At 63.8% G+C, this 417-nt stretch carries 1 protein-coding gene; it reads right to left on the bottom strand.

The window, feature by feature from the left end; translation table 11 throughout:
• Positions 1-417 (bottom strand): 2-oxoadipate dioxygenase/decarboxylase family protein (locus JWG43_RS18830; protein ID WP_205244438.1); only part of this gene is annotated, 417 nt, incomplete at both ends.

The raw sequence follows: 417 nt of genomic DNA, 5'->3' as shown, positions 1-417 counted from the left end.
CCACAAATGACCCCGGCACTGCGTGCTCGCGGTACACCCCGGCAGCATCGACCAGGCCGCGGCTGACCGTGCTGGCGCGATAGGCGGTTTGCATCACCCGCCCCGAGGCGGACACTTCGATGCTGTCTTTCATGGGCCGTTGCAAGTCACGTTGTTGCGCCACACAGGCTTCGAGGTCCGGCACGCGATCTGTCAGATGGTTGAAGCTGTTGCCCTCGGTTGCGATCCAGGCCATCTCGGCGCTTTCAGCGAGCAGGCAGTGGTAGTCCGTTTCCTGTACCACGCCATGCTGCCGGCCGAATGCTTGATACAACCCTGGCAACAGGGCCTGCGCCTGGCTCAGGCTGCAGTGGCGGGTGAGGCTCAGGGTCTTGAGGATGCTGTGGTGTTGGGCCTGCAGCGGGTCAAGGCTGGAAC

Source organism: Desulfobulbus alkaliphilus (genome assembly GCF_016918545.1).
GTDB lineage: Bacteria > Desulfobacterota > Desulfobulbia > Desulfobulbales > Desulfobulbaceae > Desulfobulbus > Desulfobulbus alkaliphilus.
The sequence above is the reverse complement of the archived record's forward strand: the minus strand, read 5'-3'. Positions and strand labels throughout refer to the sequence as shown.